Source organism: Chlorobaculum thiosulfatiphilum (assembly GCF_006265165.1).
Classification (GTDB): domain Bacteria; phylum Bacteroidota; class Chlorobiia; order Chlorobiales; family Chlorobiaceae; genus Chlorobaculum; species Chlorobaculum thiosulfatiphilum.
In genome coordinates this window covers 44344-59455 of record NZ_VDCH01000010.1, presented here as the reverse complement: position 1 = coordinate 59455, position 15112 = coordinate 44344, and the positions used below count along the sequence as shown (strand labels likewise).

14 protein-coding genes are annotated in these 15112 nt (G+C 57.6%); 8 read left to right on the top strand and 6 right to left on the bottom strand.

Annotated features, from left to right (window positions below; all coding sequences use genetic code 11):
• Positions 1-113 precede the first annotated feature (113 nt).
• The 6 genes from FGF66_RS06385 to FGF66_RS06360 all read right to left on the bottom strand — a co-directional run bounded on the left by FGF66_RS06385 (position 114) and on the right by FGF66_RS06360 (position 6842).
• Complete coding sequence (locus FGF66_RS06385; RefSeq protein ID WP_139456844.1) at positions 114-2615, bottom strand: S8 family peptidase; 2502 nt, start codon at positions 2613-2615, stop codon at positions 114-116.
• A 6-nt stretch (positions 2616-2621) separates the two neighbouring features.
• On the bottom strand, positions 2622-3593 hold the full coding sequence (locus tag FGF66_RS06380) for an AAA family ATPase (protein ID WP_139456843.1): 972 nt from the start codon (positions 3591-3593) through the stop codon (positions 2622-2624).
• A 114-nt stretch (positions 3594-3707) separates the two neighbouring features.
• Complete coding sequence (locus FGF66_RS06375) at positions 3708-4652, bottom strand: hypothetical protein (RefSeq protein WP_139456842.1); 945 nt, start codon at positions 4650-4652, stop codon at positions 3708-3710.
• Entirely contained in the window at positions 4636-5550 is a 915-nt protein-coding gene (locus FGF66_RS06370) for a DUF58 domain-containing protein (protein ID WP_139456841.1), read from the bottom strand. Before FGF66_RS06370 ends, FGF66_RS06375 begins: the two co-directional genes overlap by 17 nt.
• Positions 5534-6532 (bottom strand): AAA family ATPase, encoded by a 999-nt coding sequence (locus FGF66_RS06365; RefSeq protein WP_139456840.1) that lies wholly within the window; start codon positions 6530-6532, stop codon positions 5534-5536. The genes FGF66_RS06370 and FGF66_RS06365 overlap by 17 nt, the downstream gene beginning before the upstream one ends.
• Before the next feature lie 82 nt (positions 6533-6614).
• Positions 6615-6842 (bottom strand): hypothetical protein, encoded by a 228-nt coding sequence (locus FGF66_RS06360; RefSeq protein ID WP_139456839.1) that lies wholly within the window; start codon positions 6840-6842, stop codon positions 6615-6617.
• A 22-nt stretch (positions 6843-6864) separates the two neighbouring features.
• On the opposite strand from FGF66_RS06360, the gene tsaD reads away from it, so the two are divergent.
• From tsaD to FGF66_RS06320, 8 genes are all read left to right on the top strand, one after another.
• On the top strand, positions 6865-7926 hold the full coding sequence (gene tsaD, locus FGF66_RS06355; protein ID WP_139456838.1) for a tRNA (adenosine(37)-N6)-threonylcarbamoyltransferase complex transferase subunit TsaD: 1062 nt from the start codon (positions 6865-6867) through the stop codon (positions 7924-7926).
• 105 nt (positions 7927-8031) lie between these two features.
• On the top strand, positions 8032-8385 hold the full coding sequence (gene yajC, locus FGF66_RS06350) for a preprotein translocase subunit YajC (RefSeq protein WP_139456837.1): 354 nt from the start codon (positions 8032-8034) through the stop codon (positions 8383-8385).
• Between the two features lie 9 nt (positions 8386-8394).
• Positions 8395-9495 carry a glutamine-hydrolyzing carbamoyl-phosphate synthase small subunit gene (carA, locus tag FGF66_RS06345; protein ID WP_139456836.1) on the top strand — a complete coding sequence of 367 codons (1101 nt, stop codon included), beginning with the start codon at positions 8395-8397 and terminating at the stop codon, positions 9493-9495.
• A 311-nt stretch (positions 9496-9806) separates the two neighbouring features.
• Positions 9807-10631 carry an outer membrane protein gene (locus FGF66_RS06340; protein ID WP_139456835.1) on the top strand — a complete coding sequence of 275 codons (825 nt, stop codon included), beginning with the start codon at positions 9807-9809 and terminating at the stop codon, positions 10629-10631.
• Positions 10632-10932: 301 nt separating this feature from the next.
• Positions 10933-11580, top strand: a complete 648-nt coding sequence (locus FGF66_RS06335) for an outer membrane protein (protein WP_139456834.1) — start codon at positions 10933-10935, stop codon at positions 11578-11580.
• 261 nt (positions 11581-11841) lie between these two features.
• Entirely contained in the window at positions 11842-12981 is a 1140-nt protein-coding gene (locus tag FGF66_RS06330) for a pyridoxal-phosphate-dependent aminotransferase family protein (protein WP_139456833.1), read from the top strand.
• 47 nt (positions 12982-13028) lie between these two features.
• The gene (locus FGF66_RS06325; protein WP_139456832.1) at positions 13029-13685 is read left to right on the top strand and encodes a tetratricopeptide repeat protein; all 657 of its coding nucleotides are present in this window, start codon (positions 13029-13031) and stop codon (positions 13683-13685) included.
• Complete coding sequence (locus tag FGF66_RS06320) at positions 13679-15100, top strand: B12-binding domain-containing radical SAM protein (protein ID WP_139456857.1); 1422 nt, start codon at positions 13679-13681, stop codon at positions 15098-15100. The genes FGF66_RS06325 and FGF66_RS06320 overlap by 7 nt, the downstream gene beginning before the upstream one ends.
• Positions 15101-15112: the final 12 nt, after the last annotated feature.

Genomic DNA, 15112 nt, shown 5'->3' with positions numbered 1-15112 from the left:
TGGATTAACAATCGCGGTTGCGCGGTGTAAAAAGTGCGCAGGAAGAGGGTCAGCGGGCGAGGTTGACGGGGGACGGATGGGGGGAAAAGTGTAGCAAAATCCTTCAGTGTGAATCAAACGGGAATCTGCACAGGAACACCAATCTGCGTAGCCACTGGCGTGTAAATATCGATTGTTTCGTCCGGCGTATGGAGAGAAACGATGAGCGAATACCGAGCCTTTCTATCCCACCTTTGAAGGTGTGGGCGCTCCCGCCACCAGCCGATTAATGGATAAACGCCAACCAGGTTGCATGTTGCAATATCCACTGCCGTTCCGTTCCATATGTCGGATTGAACTGACCCGAAATCCCGCTTTTTTTTACCTATTATCCACCGGTCTCTGTCGCTATTCGTATCGGGTTTGTCTTCATCATCATCTCTGACGGCCTTGTTCAGACGCTTCATAAATTCATCTTTATTCTCACCACGACTATTAAGGTCGAAACGCAATCCATAGGATGCATAGCGGTACTTATCTTTCCATCCGACTTCTCCCGGCCCCGGTTCTATGAAATAGGAAAGCGTGATGCGCAACTTCACCGGTGCCGTCTCCATCATTAACAGAACTTCACGAGGCCAAGGAAGCTCGTACAAATGCATTTCATTTGTCACATATCCGGAATTGTTATCCTTTTTCTTATATGGCTGAATTTCAGCCTCGGCGATGAGTGTCAGGGAATTCGAGGCACATGCCAATGCCTTTGAAAGGCTTGGAACACCATACCCGCAAATGCGCAACAGGTTTCCATATTCTGTTTTAGAGTATTCCCCGCGACGGTCTGCTGTCATAAACTGACGCTTTAACGCCTCTGGCCAATCTGCGGAATGGATCATCAAGCCTCGGATAGTTTCCGGCCAGGCGTTAGGGTAACGTACCTGTAACTGCGCAGCCATTCTGGCAGCCTGGGCGGCAGCAGCACTTGTCGCGTTGATTTTATCGAACTGCCTCCGTGTAGGCTGATAACATGTCGAAAGAAGAGATAGATCGTCGGATTCACTTATGAAATCGTCTGGCGCTTTCGCGAGATTGCCCCCTTCCATAACAATATCAGGCTTGACAGGCCATTCGCTTTCCCAGGTACGTGATGTGGTGCTGAACGGAGACAATTGATCCGGTTCCGCCAATGGAACATACCCATCGAAATCAGGATCAGAAAGCAAGGCTTTTTGAGTGTATGCGCCGACGGTTAGTGCGTTCCATGACTGCCCTGGATCATGGATGAAACTATTAAGATTGCTGTCAGGATAGCTTTCCCAGTCAACGGAATCCGAGATGTTTCCCGCTGAAACGATCATGAGGCATCGATTGACGTCATCATATCCTGAAGTAAATTGATCAATCGCGGCAGACCACGAAGAGGGTTTTCCAAAATCGCGCCAATCTTTAGATGTAACTGCCATACAACCGATCCGAATCCTTTCAGGAGCTTGAATAGCAGCGTAACTCATACCCTGAACAGTTACATACCCATACAAATCAGGATCGTTTTCGCCGTATGGAGGAAGGATCTTTACCGATTCAAGACAATGGTTGATCTGAATCTGATAACTCTCCGGCAGCACCTCTGTCAGGTCTCCAAAAGCAACGACTCCTGACATCAAGGTGCCGTGGCCATTGTGATCGCTGAGTCCCCAATCTGGATTGACGGCATGGCGATCTTTATCGGCAAGAACAGACGCAAGAAGCTCATGGCCATTGTTGACGCCGGTATCGAGTACGCACACAGCGACATTAGGCTCCTGATTTATCCTCAAACGCGCACGAAGATCGGCTACCCATTCCGTCTGATCTCTGTTCTCCAGTTCAAGGAAAAAACGTGCGGTTTCTTTAGCCCTCCTGAATTCCGCAATATCCGGGCTGGAAGCAATCAGATTAACAAGTTGCTCTCGTGTTGTTCTTCCAAGCAGTACAGCTCTTTCAGGAAAACGAAGCGTACGCTCTTTCACTTCGATTCCAAGAAACAGGGCAATGTCCCGGAAACGTTGCTCTATCTCTTTTTTCTCAATTTTCTCAGCTTCGCCCTGAAGCCAGATTTCGCACCAAACAGCCAATTCCCCCTGAGGCAGCAGTTCTTGCTTATCGATCCAGAATGAATCCAGTACGGCAAGGCGCATGTCTTGCACACTTCGAATAAGTTCGTCATGCCTGGGATGACCTTTTAGCGTTTCTTTTTGTGCGTATTCAAGGATTTTCTTTAGAAAAAAATCCTGCTTACCCATAGGAATGAAGACCGTTGCACGAGTGATTTTCTGTTCTAAATCTTTTCTGACGTTGAGAAGACGTATACCCGATGTGTGATGTTCAAGACTTTTAGTGACAAGCTCATACCCGGCAGCTCCTTCAAATTCGATGTAGACGCCATTTTTAACTGGCATTGAAACGGCTATGCGAGATGCCTGTTCTTCTCTGGCCCTTGTCCATATTGCCGCCCATTGTTCCTGCAATCTAATACTGTGCACCTGACGTTCCCTTGTAGGCAATTTATCCTGATTACCTCCGCCACTCCTCGGAGTTGTATAATCTGATGATTGCTGAACATCGTGCAAAAAGATGTGGGGGTATTCGTTTGCCATGCTGGGTTACTCTTTTTCCAATGATCCCTTATATGCTGAACGTCGCTCCTGAAGCATTTGCTTGAGCAATGTCGCGGTTACGATTTTCCGGTCGGCAAGAATCGTCTCCTTGATCGCGTTGTCACATGCCTGCGTGATCTCGGCATGACTAAGCGATTCGGCGATTTTGACGGCAGCATCGGTCGCCATGCTTTTGGGCCGAAAAGAACAAAGTCGATTATCGATCAACCGTTCGATTTCAGCCTTTTCAGGCAGATGGTAATGCAACACGTCATCAAATCGCCGAAAAAGCGCCTGATCCAGAATTCGCGGATTGTTGGTTGCCGCAACGATCAGACTGTCAGATTCATCCCGCTCAATAAACTGAAGAAACGCATTGAGCACCCGGCGCATCTCGCCCACATCATTTTCGCGACTGCGCTCGCCGCCGATGGCGTCAAACTCATCGAAAAAGTAAACCCCTCGGCTTTCCAGCATGACATCGAATATCTGCCGAAGCTTGGCGCTCGTTTCACCCATGAATTTGGTGACGATCTTGTCCATCATGATCGTGAACAAGGGAAGGCCCAGCTCTCCTGCAAGGACAGATGCCGTCAGCGTTTTTCCGGTTCCGGGAGGGCCAGCGAGAAGAATTTTACGCCGATGTGACAAGCCGTACTTTTCAAGCTTGTCTTTCTGGCGGTATTCACGGAGAATTCGTTCGATCCGTCCGCGCATGTCATCAGACTGAACAAGCGAACCAAGGCGTTCTTTTGGGTCTGTCGTTAGGACAAGATGATCCAGGTCAGGAGTGAAAGGTATTACCCTGCCAGGGCGGAGCTTAGCCTTATCGACAAGAGTGCGGATCTCATGAGCAAGACTCTGGTGTCCCTGCTTCGCTTCATGTGCCGCAACCTGCAAAGCGATAGTGAAAAACTGCTCAGGTTTTTCATTGAAGTGCGAACGAATGAGAGACTTGATCTGTTCAGCGGTTGCCATGATGTTTCCCCTTTGTTGTATTGCTCCACTCATTCATGAAAACACAGTGCATTCGTATTCCCGCGTAACTAATATATAATAGGGAAAATACGCCAACAAACCATCTATTCCCCCTCATCCACGTCCCTCATCTCCCTCCGTCGGCTCCTCTGCTATCTCCGCTTCGGCGGCGGTGGCGACGAGGACTTCGGCGACGCGGAGGGAGCGGCGGCACTCTTCGATGCTGGGGCGGCGGTCGGCGAATTTGACCAGGTCGGCCTGGTCGAGCAGCTCGATCAGCTCCTGGCGAACGTTGACGTTGCGCGCGGCAAGCTCTTCGGCAATCTCCTGCGTGACCATCTCCATCGCGCCGAAGCGATAACGCTTCTGGAGGAATTCGCGCAAAATGTTGCTGAGCGATTCGTAACCGTCAGCCGGGACAAGCCCTTTCGAGAGCTGGCGGCGGATCGCGCGGAGCTTCTGGCGGGCGGCGCGCACCGGGTCGTCGAGGTGGCGGCGCAAGGCGGTGACGAGCCGGGCGACGAGGAATCCGGCAAGCCCCAGCACGGCGAGCGCGACGAGCACCGGCGCGAGCAGCCACGCAGGAAACGGAGCGCTGACCAGCGGCGCGATGGGGCGCAGCTCCGTGACGGTCGAGTCGCTCATGCTCAGCACCGTCACCGATTCTGCCGGGGTGATGGCGAGCCGCTCCGGCCCTGCCACCGAAGCCCTGCCGGAGACGACCGTAAAACCGGGCAACTGATGCTGACCCAAACCGAAGACAGCGATTTCGGCATCCATGCGGAATTCGGCGCGGCCATCCGGCAGGGTTTTCAAGAAAGATTTGGTGCCGGTGATCTCGAACGGTGTGCCCTGGCCGGTCTTGAGCGAGGCGACGGAGACCGAGTCGCGACGGTCGTGCCGCACGGTGATGACGTAGTGCAGCCGCTCTCCGGCAAAGAGGCTGTCCGGTTCGGCGCTGACGGTGACGTCGCCCGGAACCGGCGCGGCGCTGGCCGGCCCGCCAGCAATCACCAGCAGCAGCGCCGCAACCGCCCGGATGTTACACCTTGCGCTCACGGTGGCGGAAGAATGCGTTCAGGCCGCCGATGATCGACTTGCCGGTATCGAGAAAGACCGCATCGACCTTCATGCGGCTCAACTGCCGCTGCACCGCCTCGCGCTCCGCCTGCCGCTCTTTGGCGTAGCGGGCGAGAAAAGCGCGGCTTCCGGCGTCAACCGTCATGCGCTCGCCCGTCTCCGGATCGACCAGATCGAGCAGGCCGGAGCGGGGAAGCTCGTGGTCGAGCGGGTCGCCGATGTGGATAAGCACGAATTCGTGGCGAACGTTGAGCAGCTTCATGCCGCGCTCGTACTCCGAGCCGAGCAGGTCGGTGAGCAAAAAGATGATCGCCTTGCGCTTCTGCGTACGACGCAGGAACGAAAGCGCCGCGTCGATGTCGGTTTTGCGCCCGCACTGCCGCAGCGAGAAGATTTCGTTCAGAATCACCAGCGCGTGGGCGCGACCCTTGCGGGGCGGAATGTAGGTCTCGACCTTGTCGGAAAAGACCAGCAGCCCCACCATGTCGTTGTTCTGCACGGCGCTGAAGGCCAGAATCGCCGAGACCTCGGCGGCCAGCTCCTTTTTCAGCCGTCCGCTGCCAAAGAGCATGGAGCCGGAGCCGTCGAGCACAAGCATCATGATGCGCTCGCGCTCCTCGGTGAACATCTTGACGTATAGGCCATTCTTGCGCGCCGAGGTGTTCCAGTCGATGGTGCGCACGTCGTCGCCGTACTGGTACTCGCGCACCTGGCTGAACTCGATGCCGCGCCCCTTGAACGAGGAGTGGTACTCGCCGCTGAACAGCTCGTTGACCAGCCGCCGCGACCGGATTTCGAGCTTGCGCACCATCGCGGACAGTTCACCCGGATCGGGCGCTCCCTGGCGGGCGCGGAGGTCGTCAGGGCACCTGGACATGTTCGAGAATGCTTCGGATGAACTCCTCCGGCTTCATGTTTTCGGCCTCCGCCTCGTAGCTCGGCCGGACGCGGTGGCGCAGCACCTCATAGACGATGCTCTTGACATCCTCCGGCGTGGCGTAGGCGCGGCGCTGCAAAAAGGCGTGGGCTTTGGAGGCGAGCAAAAGAAAGATCGAGGCTCGCGGCGACGCGCCATACTCGATCATCGTCGAGAGGTTGCCGAGGCCGTAACGCTCCGGCGAGCGCGTGGCCGTCACCAGATCGACGATATAACGCTGCACCCGCTGATCGACGTAGATGCGATCCACCAGGCTTCGCGACCGAAACACCTCTTCGGGCTGCACGACCGCCCGCATCTCGATGGGAGCCTGCACCGCGGAGGCCCGCTGCATCACTTCGAGTTCCTCCTCGAAGGTCGGGTACTCGACAATGATTTTCATCATGAAGCGATCGAGCTGCGCTTCGGGCAGCATGTAGGTTCCCTCGTGCTCGACAGGGTTCTGCGTGGCCAGCACCATGAACGGCTCGCCGAGCGGGTAGGTGACATCGCCAATCGTCACCTGCTTCTCCTGCATCGCTTCGAGCAAGGCGGACTGCACCTTGGCGGGCGAGCGGTTGATCTCGTCGGCGAGAATCACGTTGGCGAACACCGGCCCCCTGCGCGGATGGAACTCCATCGTTTTCGGATTGTAGATCATCGTGCCGATCAGGTCGGCGGGCAGCATGTCGGGGGTGAACTGGATGCGGTGGAACGAGAGGTTCATCGCCGACGCAAAGGTGCGCACGATGAGCGTCTTGGCAAGCCCCGGCACCCCTTCGAGCAACAGGTGGCCGTTGGCGAGCAGGGCGATCATCACCTTGTCGATCACCGCCGTCTGACCGATGATGGTCGTCGAGAGCACCTGGCGCGCCCGGTCGATAAATGCCGACTCCTCGACGATCTGCCGTCCGAGAGTTTCGAGTTCAGTTTCCTGTTTCATGGGTGAGTTGCGAATGTTCCGGTGCGTTCAGTGGACAAGATGGACTGGATGGCGAGGACAACGATCCATTATCAACGACTCTTCACTCCTGCCGGAAAAGGCCCTTGATGCCTATAGCAAGCAGCGCAAGGCCGATGAGGAGCGCTGGCCAGGAGACCATGTCGCCGATGTAGAAGGCGCTGTTGAGCAGGCCGAGGCCTGGCGACAGGAGCAGGACGAGATCGGCTCCGACAAGAATCAGAAACGCCTTGAAAAAGCTGATTCTGCCGCGCGGTTTGCTATTGTTCTCCTCTTTCTTAGCTTTGGCCATTACGCATTTCCACTCTTGAGCGATGAATATTTTAGGAATAGAAACCAGTTGCGACGAAACCTCGGCAGCCGTGCTCGGCGGCGGGAAGGTTCTCTCGAACGTCGTCAGTTCCCAGCGATGCCACACCGATTTTGGAGGCGTGGTGCCAGAGCTGGCTTCACGGGAGCATGAGCGGCTGATCGTCTCGATTGTCGAGGCCGCCATAACCGAAGCAAATATAGCAAAAAATGACCTCGATGTCATAGCCGCCACCGCCGGGCCGGGGCTGATCGGCGCGGTGATGGTTGGGCTTTGCTTCGCCGAGGGGCTGGCCTGGGCGCTCGGCAAACCGTTCGTGCCGGTCAACCACGTCGAGGCGCACATCTTTTCGCCCTTCATCAGCGACGAGGCGGGTCATTGCGAGCCGAAGGGTGACTTCGTTTCGCTCACCGTCTCCGGCGGCCACACGCTGCTCTCGGTCGTGCGGCAGAGTCTCGATTACGAAGTGATCGGGCGCACCATCGACGACGCGGCGGGCGAGGCGTTCGACAAGACCGGCAAGATGCTCGGCCTCGGCTATCCCGCCGGGCCGGTGATCGACCGGCTGGCGAAAAGCGGCGATCCGGCGTTCCACCGCTTTCCGCGCGCGCTGACCGCAAGCTCGCAGACCAGCAAGAGTTACCGGGGCAACTTCGACTTCAGCTTCTCCGGCCTCAAAACCTCCGTGCGCACCTGGCTCGAAGGTCACGACGCTGAGTACGCCCAAGAGCACCTGGCTGACCTGGCCGCCTCGATTCAGTCGGCGATTGTCGAGGTGCTGGTCGAAAAGACCATCGCCGCCGCGCTGCTCTATAAAGTCAATGCGATTTCGGTAGCGGGCGGCGTGAGCGCCAACTCTGGCCTGCGCTCGGCGATGCAGACGGCCTGCGACAAGCACGGCCTCGACCTCTTCATCCCCGCGCCCGCCTACTCGACCGACAACGCGGCCATGATCGCCACGATGGCGCGACTGATGCTGGAGCGCGGCAAGTACCGGCCTGAAATGAACTCCTACGGCGTCGCCCCCTTCGCCCGCTTCGAGGCGGCCAGAAAAGGGGCGCGTTGAAATAGTTCGGGAAATAAATTATCTTCGGATTCTAAAAAAGCGCCCGATCCGGCCCGAATTCCGCCGGAAAGGCAAGCTCCGAATACCAACCGCAAGCCACTGACCATGTCTGACACCATCCTTGCCCTGATGCTCTTCGCCCCGCCAGCAGGAGGCGCGACGCCGAATCCGTTCATCCAGCTCGTACCGCTCGTCCTGATCTTCGTCGTCTTCTACTTCTTCATGATCCGCCCGCAGCAGAAAAAACAGAAAGAGCGCGAATCGCTGCTCAACGATATCAAGCGCGGCGACCGGATCGTCACCATCGGCGGCATCCACGGCACCGTTGCCGGGATCGAAACCGAGAAAAAAACGGTTCTTGTGCAGGTTGCCGACAACGTCAAGCTCAAGTTCGAGCGTTCGGCGATCGCCAACATAGAAAAACAGGAAACCGGCGACAAGCTCGCCTCGAAGGAGTAAGAAGCATCGATGCAGGAAATACCCGCAATTCTGGTTCTTGAAAACGGCTCGGTCTATCGCGGCACGGCCTTTGGCCACGCTGGCGAAGCGACCGGCGAAGTAGTTTTCAACACCTCGCTGACCGGCTATCAGGAGATTCTGACCGATCCGTCCTACGCGGGACAGATGGTGGTCATGACCTATCCGCTGATCGGCAATTACGGCATCACGCCGAACGACGACGAGTCGGCGAAAATCTGGGCCTCGGCGCTGATCGTGCGCGAAGCCTCGAATGTTTACAGCAACTTTGAATCGACCCGCAGCCTCGACGAAACGCTCAAAGAGGCTGGCGTGATGGGCCTCGCAGGTATCGACACCCGCAAACTGGTGAGAGAGATTCGTCAGAAGGGCGCGATGCGGGCGGTGATTTCGACCGCGGGCGACGACGTCGAGGCGCTCAAGGCGCAGGCGGCGGCGATCCCGGAGATGACCGGCCTCGACCTGGTCAAAACCGTCACCACGGAATCGACCTACACGGTTGACAATCCGGAAGCGAACTATCACGTCGTCGCCTTCGACTACGGCATCAAGACCAACATTCTCCGCCAGCTCAAGGCGGAGGGGTGCAAGGTCACGGTGGTCACGGCGAAAACCACCGCCGACGAGGTGCTCGCCCTGAATCCCGACGGCGTATTCCTCTCCAACGGCCCCGGCGATCCCTTCGCCGTCACCTACGCCATCGACACCATCCGCGAGCTGACCGGCAAGGACAGCAAACTGCCGATCTTCGGCATCTGCCTCGGCCACCAGTTGCTCTCGCTGGCGTTCGGCGCGAAGACCTACAAGCTCAAGTTCGGGCACCACGGCGCGAACCATCCGGTCAAGAACCTCCTCGACAGCCGCATCGAAATCACCTCGCAGAACCACGGCTTCGCCGTCGAGATGGAGAGCCTGCCGGAAGCGCTCGAACTGACCCACAAAAACCTCTACGACCTGACCGTCGAGGGAGTCCGCCACCGCGACCTGCCCTGCTTCTCGGTGCAGTACCACCCCGAAGCCGCCCCCGGCCCGCACGATTCGCACTACCTCTTCAAAGAGTTCACCGAACTGATGGAGAAGTCGAAGAATTGACCCTTCCCGGCGCAGGATACCTTCCGCGAGTTCCTGCGCCGCCTCTTTTTTCACTCCCGCTTTTTTTACTGATTTTCCCTCACTCCCGGAGAGAAATCACCACCCCAGCTCAACAAAGCCAGTTCCCAACGAAGGCCATGATCGGAGATGCGTCGATAGCACTTTCTTCAAAAAGCTTTTAAATTCAAAGTATTTTAGTTATAAATACTCTTTACACAACAAGTACGCACTCATGACGGTATGATCGGCTGATGGATGAACAAGTAGCGCAAACGTTTCTTTTTTAATCACTTAACTTAAATGGAACGGCCATGAAACAAACATCGAAAATGGTGATGCTTGCCGTTGCTCTCCTTGCTGGAGTCAGCGGTACCGCCTGGGCTAACGGTACGGAAATGCCTCCACCTGAACCATCGCCCTACACCCCGCCTCCAGCGCCCGTTGAAGCGCCAGCTCCGCTTCCGGTAGCAAAAGCCGACAACACAGGTTTTTACATCAGCGGCGCCGTTGGCCTTGGAATCCCCGGATCTTTCAAGACGGACTACAGCCCGGCAGAGCATGTCGATACCGTGTGCACCCCTGGGGAGAATTCGTACGATGGCGGGAAAGACAGCAAATGCGGAATCGTGAAAGACAGCAAATGCGATAGCGGAAGCAATGCTGTTCCGCCGACCTGCACTTCTGAAACCGTAGAGTACATCGATACCGCAAATGGGGCTGACTTCGACATGAAGAGCGGCTTGGTGCTCAATGGCGCCATTGGTTACAATTTCGGTTCGGCAAGGCTCGAGGGAGCCGTGGGCTACCAGAAGCACGATTTTAAAGACATGGATGACGATCTCTCGCTGCTGACCGTCATGGCGAACGCCTACTATGATTTCGACGTCGATTCAAGCGTGAGACCCTACATCATGGGCGGTCTCGGCATGGCCCGCGTCGATATGTCGTGGACATCCGACAATGAAGATGTTTTTGCCTGGCAGGTCGGCGCCGGACTGGGCCTCAACGTTGCAGATTCAACGACGCTCGACCTTGGGTACCGCTACCTGAAGCCAAACGAATTCGATACCCACGGCCTGGGCGATGGTAAACTGGCGTGCCACAACGTCATGCTTGGCCTCAGGTACCAGTTCTGACGCATATCTGAACGATAGACGCCAGTCAGAGGAGGCTGTCCCGGTTTTTCTTTTGGGGCAGCCTTCCCCATTTCAACCCGCCCCCTCCTTTCGGCACACCCCGCTACCCATACCGTTCCCGATAAATGCCATGATCGAAAATGGGATTTTTTTTTCGCAGTTAACTTTATGCGCTAAAGCCCATTTCAAATACATGTATTTTTTTCATATAATTATTCAGGAACTATGAAGGTTCGGCCAATTGTTGAATAGTTACTTGCAATAGTTTGTTTTTTCAACATTTAACTCCAATGGAACAATCATGAAACAGACATCCAAAATGGTGATGGTAGCTGTTGCGCTCCTCGCAGGAGCCAGCGGCACCGCTTGGGCAAACGGCACGGAAATGCCTCCCGCAGAACCGGCAGTCTATACTCCTCCTCCGGCGCCGATGGAAGCTCCGGCTCCGCCGCCGCTCGTAATGACCCAGAAAACCGGCCCGTACATCAGCGGCGCGGCAGGAATTGGTTTCCCCTCATTAGAGGTTGATGGATACGATATCGATGATGCTTTGGATAGCGGTCTTGTGCTGAATGGCGCCGTAGGCTACAACTTCGGATCCGCAAGGCTTGAGGGAGCTGTTGGTTACCAGTCGCATGACGTAAGTGATGCCGATGACGTGAACATTTCGATTCTGACCGTGATGGCTAACGCCTACTATGATTTCGACACTGACTCGGGCATCAGACCTTACATCATGGGTGGCGCCGGTATCGCCGATGTCGATACGAACCAGGATACCGACAGCGAGACTGTGTTTGCATGGCAGGTCGGCGCGGGACTTGGCTTTGAAGTTGCCGACAACACGACCCTCGACCTCGGGTACCGTTACCTGAAGCCGAGTGAGATCGAGGATTCGATTGACATCGAGTCTCACAACGTGATGCTTGGTCTCAGGTATCAGTTCTGATACACGCCTGAAACATCAGCGACAATCAAAACCGGAAGCAATTGCTTCCGGTTTTTTTGTTGGCGCGCCAAAACTTCCCGCATAACGGATGATGCCCGTCATTCAGCAACCCCGCTGCCTCTTTACAGCTACCTTGAAATGCTTATATTGTCCCCTTGTCCCGAATCGATCCTCGAGCGCTGAATCGCTGACGTCAGCGGCTTGGTCGTGACCGGTTTTCACCATCAAACAAAAAGACGCCGTTCAGGCAAAGCTTGGTTCATGAAAAAACGACTCTTCACTCCTGGGCCGACGCCGGTACCGGAAAATGTCATGCTTCGCATGGCCGCGCCGATCATCCATCACCGGAATCCTGAATTCATGGAGATTCTGGAGCGGGTGCACGAAGATCTGAAGTACCTGTTCAGAACGACCCAGCCAGTGGTGGTCATGACCTGTTCGGGCACCGGCGGCATGGAGGCGGCCATTTCAAGCCTGTTCAGGCAGGGCGACAAGATCATCACGATCAACGGCGGCAAGTTCGGCGAGCGCTGGGGCGAGCTGGTGCGCATCTACACGGGCAACTGCGTCGAGGAGAAGATCGAGTGGGGCACGGCCATTTCGCCTGAACGCATCGCCGAACTGCTCGACGAGCATCCGGACGCTCTCGGCGTCTGCATCACCCATTCGGAGACCTCCACCGGTACGGCATCTGACGTGCAGGCGTTGTGCGCGGCCATCCGGGAGCGCTCCGACGCGCTGATCCTCGTCGATGGCATCACCGCCATCGGGGCGCACGAGTTCCACTTCGACGACTGGGGGGCGGATATCTGCATCACCGGCTCGCAGAAGGGATTGATGATGCCGCCCGGCCTGGCGCTGGTGGCCATCTCGGAACGGGCGCAGGACATCATCCACAACCACAGGCATCAGCCGCAGTACTACCTCAGCCTGCGCAAGGCGCTGAAGGCTCACGCCAGCAACGACACGCCGTTCACTCCGGCGGTGTCGCTCATCATCGGCCTCGACGAGGCATTGCAGATGCTGCGCGCCGAGGGAATCGAGAATGTCTGGCGACGCCACGAGGAGCTTGCCGGCGCTTGCCGTCTTGGTTGCCAGGCACTCGGCATGAAACTGTTCAGCGACTCACCCTCGTATGCCGTCACGGCGGTCTGGCTTCCCGAAGGCGCGGACTGGAAGCAGTTCAACAACACCCTGAAGGTACGCAACGGCATCACGATCGCCGCGGGGCAGGACGACTTCAAGGGCAGAATCTTCCGGATTTCGCATCTCGGCTACTACGACGAACTCGACATGCTGACCCTGATGGGCGGGCTGGAGCGGTCGCTCAGGATGATGGAGATTCCTTTCAAGGTTGGAGCTGGCGTCAGCGCCGTCCAGCGGGCCTTTCTCGGAGAGTAGGCTCCGGATGGCCGTGCCAGGTTGACTATATTCAAGAAAAAGCCGCCATGCAACGAGCACTGTTGTTATTGATCGCGCTCTTTTCATTCGATGCGGTCAAATCGAACCTTGAACAGTACAACCTGTTACGGAAAGCGAACCGGCAGGCCCAGGCCGGTCAATACGCCCCGGCCGTCCGGCAGTACCGGCAGTTGCTCGACCGCTACCCGGCGGGCCTGTTGCGATGCGAGGCTTCATTCAATCTCGCCTGCGCCGAGTACGGCATGAAGCACTACCGCCGCTCGGCGGAGCTGTTCGCCACGCTTCCGCCCGGCAACGCAGCGCTCAGCAAGACCGCCGGATACAACCAGGGCAACGCGCTGGCGATGGAGGCATTCCGGAGCCGCAAGGGTGCAGGCCAGGAGGCGCTGCTTGGCCGGGCGCTGGCATTCTACCGGCGCGCCCTGCTCGACAATCCACAGAACGCCGACGCGCGAATCAACTACGAAATCGTGCTGCGGGCGATGCAGCGCCACCAGACGCCTCCGCCCCCCGCGCCCGCGCCGCAAGGCGGAGGTTCTCCGGAGGGCAACGGGCAGGATGGCGGCGGCGCGGTCTCGCGGCTGATTCTCGAAAACGCCCGGCAGGAGGAGGCGCGCCAGATGCGCAAATATTTCAAGCCGTTGCCGTCGAAGCCCTCGGAGCGGAACCAACCGGACTGGTGATGAACAAACAGGTGGCGCTGGTTTTCCTCCCCTCCGACAGCGGCGTGGATGGCGCTCGTTCGCTCTACGGCGACGGCGAGTGCTCGCTTGCCTCGAAGTGGATCGACGGCGGCGTCAGAAACCTCATCAAGCGCACGCAGTTCGCCATTCCGCCGCTGGCGCTCATGATCCTCGCCTCGATCGAGGTCAATGGCGTCGAGCAGACGCTCTGCGATCTGCGCTTCGAGGAGTTCCCGTTCGACCGCGAGTGGGATCTGGTCGGCATCAGTGTGCAAACTGGCATGGCCTCGAAGGCATTCGAGCTTGCCGACCGCTTGCGCAGCCGGGGCGTCAGGGTGGTGCTTGGCGGGCCGCACGTCACCATGTTCCCGGACTCGTGCCGCCCTCACGCCGACTGCCTGGTGCACGGCGAAGCGGACGACCTCTGGGGCGAGGCGCTCGAAGACCTCGTCACGGGAGCGCTCAAGGCCGACTACCGCGCCGCCGCGCCGCCGGACTTGCAGCTCCACCGCCCAGTCAGTCGCGCATCGCTGAAAAAAAGCCGCTATTTCACCACCAACCTCGTCCAGACCGGACGCGGCTGCCCGTACCAGTGCGACTTCTGCAACGTGCATGTGCTCAACGGCCGGGTGCTCCGGCAACGCAAAATCGAACACATCGTCGATGAAGTGCGCCGATTCAGCGAGGATGACAAGCGCATCTTCTTTTTCGTGGATGACTCGATCAACGGCGATCCGCTCTTCGCGCGGGAGCTTTTCAGCAAGCTGATTCCGCTCGGCATCAAATGGTTCGGCCAGGCGACCACCGCCCTCGGCCAGCAGCCGGAACTGCTCGACACCTTCGCCCGCTCCGGCTGCCGCGCCCTGCTGGTGGGCATCGAGAGCATCGAGCCATCGAGCCGCAGCGCCCATCGCAAGACGCAGAACCGCACCGACGAGCTGGCGGGCAACATCCGCGCGATCCGGCAGAGCGGCATAAGTCTTTACGGAAGCTTCATCTACGGCCTCGACGGCGACACGCTCCAGACGCCAGCGGCCATCCTCGACTTCATCGCCGACACCCGACTCGACGTGCCGGGCATCAACACGCTCCGCCCCATTCCCGGCACGAAGGTGTTCGACCGCCTCCGCGAGGAGGGCCGCCTGCTTTTCGACCCGGAGGACATCACGGCCTTCCGCTACACCTTCGGTCAGGAGATGCTCTACCGCCCGAAAAACATCCCGCTGCCGGAGTTTATCGAAAGCTACTCCGAACTGACGCGCAAGGTTTTCAACGTCGGCAACGCGCTCCGGCGTGGGCTGGAGGCTCCCGGCATCAACGCTGCTGTGCTGTTTTTCAACCTCTTCTACGCCCACCTCTACCGCCTGTCGAGAAACGACCTCCGGCGTCAGCTCGAAACGCTCCGCAACGCCTGAAAGTGTTTTGAG

What these genes read in the sequence shown, in the direction of transcription:
- carA (WP_139456836.1), top strand. Translation starts at nt 8,395, where the DNA reads ATGCAGGAAATACCCGCAATTCTGGTTCTTGAAAACGGCTCGGTCTAT.
- FGF66_RS06340 (WP_139456835.1), top strand. Translation starts at nt 9,807, where the DNA reads ATGAAACAAACATCGAAAATGGTGATGCTTGCCGTTGCTCTCCTTGCT.
- tsaD (WP_139456838.1), top strand. Translation starts at nt 6,865, where the DNA reads ATGAATATTTTAGGAATAGAAACCAGTTGCGACGAAACCTCGGCAGCC.
- FGF66_RS06380 (WP_139456843.1), bottom strand. Translation starts at nt 3,593, where the DNA reads ATGGCAACCGCTGAACAGATCAAGTCTCTCATTCGTTCGCACTTCAAT.
- FGF66_RS06365 (WP_139456840.1), bottom strand. Translation starts at nt 6,532, where the DNA reads ATGAAACAGGAAACTGAACTCGAAACTCTCGGACGGCAGATCGTCGAG.
- FGF66_RS06325 (WP_139456832.1), top strand. Translation starts at nt 13,029, where the DNA reads ATGCAACGAGCACTGTTGTTATTGATCGCGCTCTTTTCATTCGATGCG.
- FGF66_RS06360 (WP_139456839.1), bottom strand. Translation starts at nt 6,842, where the DNA reads ATGGCCAAAGCTAAGAAAGAGGAGAACAATAGCAAACCGCGCGGCAGA.
- FGF66_RS06335 (WP_139456834.1), top strand. Translation starts at nt 10,933, where the DNA reads ATGAAACAGACATCCAAAATGGTGATGGTAGCTGTTGCGCTCCTCGCA.
- FGF66_RS06385 (WP_139456844.1), bottom strand. Translation starts at nt 2,615, where the DNA reads ATGGCAAACGAATACCCCCACATCTTTTTGCACGATGTTCAGCAATCA.
- FGF66_RS06370 (WP_139456841.1), bottom strand. Translation starts at nt 5,550, where the DNA reads ATGTCCAGGTGCCCTGACGACCTCCGCGCCCGCCAGGGAGCGCCCGAT.
- yajC (WP_139456837.1), top strand. Translation starts at nt 8,032, where the DNA reads ATGTCTGACACCATCCTTGCCCTGATGCTCTTCGCCCCGCCAGCAGGA.
- FGF66_RS06330 (WP_139456833.1), top strand. Translation starts at nt 11,842, where the DNA reads ATGAAAAAACGACTCTTCACTCCTGGGCCGACGCCGGTACCGGAAAAT.